Below are 5,857 nucleotides of genomic sequence, written 5' to 3'. Positions count from 1 at the left end.
GTGTTGGTGGGGGTGGGTGCGCTGGATAGCAGCAGTCTGGTGTTGTAAGTCGTTCAAGCGCGCGGCAAAGAGAGAGCAAAACTGGCACCGCCTGCGGCGGGGGAGTCGAGCGATACGGTGCCCGAATGCAACTCTGCCACGCGCCTGACCAAATGCAAGCCCAGCCCAGAGCCGGGTTTGCCGTGGCTCTGTGAGCCTCGGACATAACTGAAAAAAACCATGTCCTGTTCTGCTGCTGGGATGCCCGGCCCTTCGTCTGTGACGCGAAATACCACATGGTCGTCCTGCCCCACCACATTCACCGTCACAGGCGAACCAGGTGGTGTGTAGCGCAGTGCATTGACCAACAGGTTACGCAACGCTACCTGCAATAAATCGGGATCTGCGCACAGGCAAGTATCGCCTTGGTGTTGAATACGCACGCGGTGCTGCTCGTCCAAAAGATGAACGGTTTCATGGCAAAGCGTCAGGCCATCGGTATGCACACGTTGCGGGGTCAATGCGCCGCTTTCCAGCCGGTCTTTGGTTAAAAATTGATCGGTCAGTTCTTGTATCCGTTGGACTCCGGTGTGGATGCGCTCCACGCGCAACAAGCACGCCGCATTGTCGGGCTCCAGCAGCAGGCGCAAAGACCCGGCTGCACCATCAATGATGGACAGCGACGTTCGAACCTCGTGCGACAGCAATGCCATGAGCTGGCTCTGGTTGCGTTGTGTCTGAAGGGTTTGCTCTACCCGCGCTTCTGCCAACGTAGCGCGTTCTTGGTCAATTTGGCGCAATTTGCGGTGCCAAAACCCACCCACCAGCAACAGCCCCGTGGCCACAGCCAGCACCTGCCACACCCGCTTGTGGTCAACCCCTTGTTGCACCTGAATGGCCACATGCCGGTTGGCGATGGATTCTTTTTCTTGCACTGTGATGGTTTGCACGGCTTTGTTGAGCACGTTCCACAGCACGGGGTCGCTTTTGAGTATGCCAATTCTCAACTGGTTGGTGTATTCAGGAACCTGACCCGAAATCTTCAAATTAAACAGACCTTGTTGTTTGATGGTATAAGCCGCCACAATCAACGAGCGTATGGTCATGTCTGCCTTGCGTTCCGACACCATTTCCACCGCCTCTTGCTCACTGGCGGTCGTGACAATTTGCAGCTTCGGAAAATCCGTGCGTATGCGTTCTTCTACCATCGTGCCACGCGGCAGCGCCACCGTGCTCCGGCTTAGGGTTTGCAGGTCGGCAATATAGGGGTGTTCTTCGCGGGTAATCAGCACATTTGGGTCGGAAAAAACCGGCCCCGTAAAGCGCAGCCAAGTTTCACGTTCGGGAGTTTGGTTCAAAAAGCTCATGATTTGGCAGCGCCCAGCGCGTGAGGCTGCCAAACTTTCCTCCCACGAACGTACCGCCAACGGCTGTATGTTCAGTCCTGTGCGCTGTGCAACTAGTGCCATCAAGTCGGCCGCAATGCCCACGTGTTGCCCTTGCTCATTCAGCCGTTCAAAAGGTGCCCAGTCTGGATCTACACACATCCACACCGTGCGGTGTTGTTGCACGTAGGCCTGTTCTGCTGGCGTGAGCGGCAGTGGTGTGGTGGTGGTGGCCTGTACCTGTGCCGTGCCCAGCACGCCACACAGCAGCACGGGCCATCCAAGGCGGGCCAACAGGGTGGTTGTAATCGCCACTTGCTTCAACCTGTCCAAGCGTACCCTGTCCCGCGCACCGTTTTGATGGGGATGGGCAGACCGGTTTCACGTTCCACCTTGTTGCGCAAGCGGCTCACCACCACTTCCATGCGGTGGCGGCTCCACTCGTCGGGCATCAGGTTCATGGCTTGTGCCAAATCCAGATTTGAGCAAGGTTGGCCTGGTTGCGATATCAGCTTGCTCAAAAATTGCAATTCCGTCAGCGTCAGCCGCACATGGGTGCCATTGGGGGCTTGCAACACGTTGCGTATGGGCAACAGTTGCCAGCGTGGGGCGTTGTCATCATGGGGCGTGGTGGCCTGTGTGCTGGTGGCGGTGTGCCGTTGCAGCAAACGGCGCAGCAGCAGTTCCAACTCATCCACGTCCACGGGTTTGCTCAGGTAGGCATCGGCCCCGGCAGACAAGCCCTCCAGCCGGTCGTGGCGCAGGTGGCGCGCGGTCACAAACACCAACCCCATCAGTGGGTGGTGCGCGCGCAGCAACCGTGCCACGCTCAAACCGTCTTCGCCCGGCAAGCCAATGTCCAGCACCAAGGCGGCCACGCTGTGAACGGCCAAATGGCGGTACAAGCCCGCCGCGTCGGCAAAGGCCACCACGTCAAAGCCGCGATGTTGCAGTTGAAAGGTCAGTTCTTCGCGCAGCACGGGTTCGTCTTCAACCACAGCGATGGTTGGTTTTTGGGTAGCGTGTTGGATAAACGTGATCATTTTTATTTCTGCAATTCTCTCGTGAGTGAGATTTTTGTGAGAGCCAAAACAGCCAAAAATTTGTCAGAATGTTCCGAAGTTTGCCACAGCACATGCACATCACTGTGTGCCCAATCCGATTGAGCACTGAGCGGTGAAGCATAATGATCAATTATTTTTTTTTGCACCTATTTTGAGGAAATAAGAATGGCTATCACCAAAGACCCCGTTTTTGTGCAATACACCGGTGCCACCAGTGCGGCACCGTTTGGCCTGAGTGATGTGGATTTTGTTGCCTCCCCTACCTTGGTAGACATTGACGGCGATGGCGACCTCGATGCTTTTATCGGCAACAGTCCAGGTGATACGCTGTTTTTTGAAAACACGGGCAACGCCAGCAGTGCCGCTTTTGCTGCGGCCAGCACCAACCCTTGGGGCCTGAGCGATGTGGGCTCTTACGCCAGCCCCACCTTGGTGGATATCGATAAAGATGGTGATCTTGATGCTTTTGTGGGTAGTCAGAACGGCAATACGCTGTTTTTTAAAAATGTGGGCAACGCCAGCAGTGCCGCTTTTGCTGCGGCCAGCACCAACCCTTGGGGTCTGAGCGGTGTGGGGACTTTTGCCAGCCCCACCTTTGTGGACATCGATGCCGACGGCGACCTCGATGCCTTTATCGGCAACAACAATGGCGTTGTTCAGTTTTTCCTCAACGTCAACCCTGGGCTGGTGATAACCCCCACTGGCGACGATACCCGTGTGAGCGAAGGTGACACCACGGGCGACACCTACACCGTTAAGCTGTCGACCCAACCCACGCACGACGTGACCGTGACGCTGGACGACACCAACGGCCAAGTCAGCCTTAGCACCACCACGCTGACTTTCACCACAGCCAACTGGAACGTGGCGCAAACCGTGACTGTCACAGCAGTGAACGACACGGTCAATGAGGGCAAGCACACGGGTGTTGTCAAACACACTTTGACCAGCACCGACACCAATTACAACGGCATAACTGGTGCATCGGTCGTGGTTTACATTGCCGACAACGATATTGCCGCCCATCGGACTTTTTTTGCGCTTTCCGCCAGCACCGGGCCATTTGGGTTAACAGACGTGGGTGATTCCGCCAGCCCAGTGTTTGTGGACATAGATGCCGATGGCGACTTGGATGCTTTTGTAGGTAATAAACTTGGCAACACGCTGTTTTTTCGCAATACGGGCACTGTCAGCAGTGCCGCCTTTGGGGTGGTCAGTACCAATCCCTTTGGTCTGAGCGATGTGGGCGACAACGCCAAGCCAACGCTTGTAGACATTGATGGCGATGGTGACTTGGATGCTTTTGTAGGCAATAAACTTGGCAACACGCTGTTTTTCCGAAATACTGGCACTGCCAGCAGCGCCGCTTTTGCCGCCGCCAGTACCAGCCCTTTTGGCTTGGTGACTGTAGAGTCACGCGCCAGTGTGGCATTTGTGGACGTTGATGGCGATGGTGACCTAGATGCTTTTGTAGGTGATGCAACTGGTGACATCTGGTTCGCACGTAATACAGGGACGGTCAGCAGTGCAGCATTTGCCGCTGCCAGCACCAATGCCTTCGGCTTGACGGGTGTAGGCTCATACGCCAGTCCGGTCTTTGTGGACATTGATGGCGATGGCGATTTGGATGCTTTTGTAGGTAAGGATGGCAGCACGCTGTTTTTCCGCAATACCGGCACAGCCAGCAGTGCCGCCTTTGCTGCGTCCAGCACCAGTCCGTTCGGTTTGGCGAACACAGGCTCATACGCCAGTCCAGCATTTGTGGACATTGATGGCGATGGCGATTTGGATACCTTGATTGGCAATGGTTCTGGTGTTGTCAAATCGTTTCTGAACACAGCGCCCGGCGTGTCTATTACGCCCAGTGATGGCAGCACCCGCGTGACCGAAGGCAGCGCCACGGACACCTACACCGTCAAACTTTTGACCCAACCTACACAGGATGTGACGGTCACGTTGGACGACACCAACGGCCAAGTCACGCTCAACACCACCACCCTGACGTTTACCAGTACCAATTGGGACCAACCCCAAACCGTTACCGTTACTGCGCTAAACGACACGGTGAACGAGGGCAAGCACACCGGCATTGTCAAACATACTGTCAGCAGTACCGATCCCGATTACACAGGCTTGCCCGTACACACGCTGGTGGTCAACGTTATTGACAATGATGCAGCCACTTACCGGCCATTTTTTGTAGCGCACAGCGAGACTGCACCGTTTGGCTTGGCTGATGTGGGGGGGGCCGTCAAACCTGTGCTGGTGGACATTGATGGCGATGGCGATTTGGACGCTTTTGTGGGCAATGGCGAGGGCAACACGCTGTTTTTGAAGAACAACGGCACAGCCAGCAGTGCGGCGTTTGCAGTGGCCAGCACCAACCCGTTTGGTTTGGTGGATGTGGGTTCGGTGGCCAAACCAGCGTTGGTGGACATCGATGGCGATGGCGACTTAGACGCTTTTGTGGGCAACTGGGATGGTGACACGCGGTTCTTCCGCAACACGGGCAACGCCAGCAGTGCCGCGTTTGCCGCCGTCAGTACCAACCCGTTTGGGCTGGTGAATGTGGGCTATGGTGCCGATTCAGCGTTTGCGGACATCGACGGTGATGGCGATTTGGACGCTTTGGTCGGCAACAGTGCGGGCGATATACGGTTGTTTGCCAACACAGGCAATGCCAGCAGTGCCGCGTTTGCCGCCGCCAGCACCAACCCGTTTGGACTGGCCAATGTGGGCGGTCGGGCCAGTTTGACGGTGGCCGATGTGGATGCCGACGGTGATTTGGACATCTTGGTGGGCAACAGCAATGGCGACATGCTGTTATTTGCCAACACGGGGGCTGCTACTACGCTGCCAGCGTTTGCAGCGGCGATCACCAACCCGCTGGGGTTGGCCCATGTGGACAGCAACGCCAGCCCAGCGTTGGCCGACATCGATGCCGATGGCGATCTGGATGTTCTGGTGGGCAACAGCGCGGGTGCTATCCAGTTCTTTGAAGGTGTGGCTCCCAAGTTGATCATCACCCCCAGCGGCGACGGCACCCGCGTAAGCGAAGGCGGGGCCACGGGCGACACCTACACCGTCAAACTGTTGACCAAACCCACACACGATGTGACCGTGACGCTGGATGACACCAGCGGCCAAATCACATTTGACCAGGCCACGCTGACCTTTACCACCTCAAATTGGAATCAGGCGCAAACCGTCACCGTCACCGCCCGCAACGACACCGTCAACGAAGGAGTACATGCGGGCGTGGTGCAACACAGCGTCAGCAGTGACGACCCCGACTACAACAACCTGCAAGGCATCGATCCGCTGGTGGTCAACATCACCGACAACGATGTGGCCACCTACCGGCCTTTTTTTGTTCTGTCGGCGAATTCTGAACCATTAGGCCTGACTGATGTGGGCAACGCATCAGCC

Annotated in this window: 3 protein-coding genes and 1 pseudogene; 2 read left to right on the top strand and 2 right to left on the bottom strand. The window is 56.5% G+C overall.

The window, feature by feature from the left end:
• Nucleotides 1-53: 53 nt before the first annotated feature.
• Nucleotides 54-1,679 (bottom strand): ATP-binding protein, encoded by a 1,626-nt coding sequence (locus tag CON76_RS02940; protein WP_145995308.1) that lies wholly within the window; start codon nt 1,677-1,679, stop codon nt 54-56.
• A 5-nt stretch (nt 1,680-1,684) separates the two neighbouring features.
• Entirely contained in the window at nt 1,685-2,407 is a 723-nt protein-coding gene (locus CON76_RS02935; RefSeq protein WP_101101875.1) for a response regulator transcription factor, read from the bottom strand.
• Nucleotides 2,408-2,593: 186 nt separating this feature from the next.
• Here CON76_RS02935 and CON76_RS13800 point away from each other — a divergent pair.
• Together CON76_RS13800 and CON76_RS13465 are read left to right on the top strand one after the other, a co-directional pair.
• Nucleotides 2,594-4,162 (top strand): annotated as a pseudogene (locus CON76_RS13800) (FG-GAP repeat domain-containing protein); the annotation flags it as partial.
• Between the two features lie 114 nt (nt 4,163-4,276).
• A partial coding sequence (locus CON76_RS13465; protein ID WP_240592737.1) for an FG-GAP repeat domain-containing protein occupies nt 4,277-5,857 on the top strand: 1,581 nt, incomplete at its 3' end.

This window comes from Macromonas bipunctata (assembly GCF_002837135.1).
Lineage (GTDB): Bacteria > Pseudomonadota > Gammaproteobacteria > Burkholderiales > Burkholderiaceae_C > Macromonas_A > Macromonas_A bipunctata.
The sequence above is the reverse complement of the archived record's forward strand: the minus strand, read 5'-3'. Positions and strand labels throughout refer to the sequence as shown.

What these genes read in the sequence shown, in the direction of transcription:
- CON76_RS02935 (WP_101101875.1), bottom strand. Translation starts at nt 2,407, where the DNA reads ATGATCACGTTTATCCAACACGCTACCCAAAAACCAACCATCGCTGTG.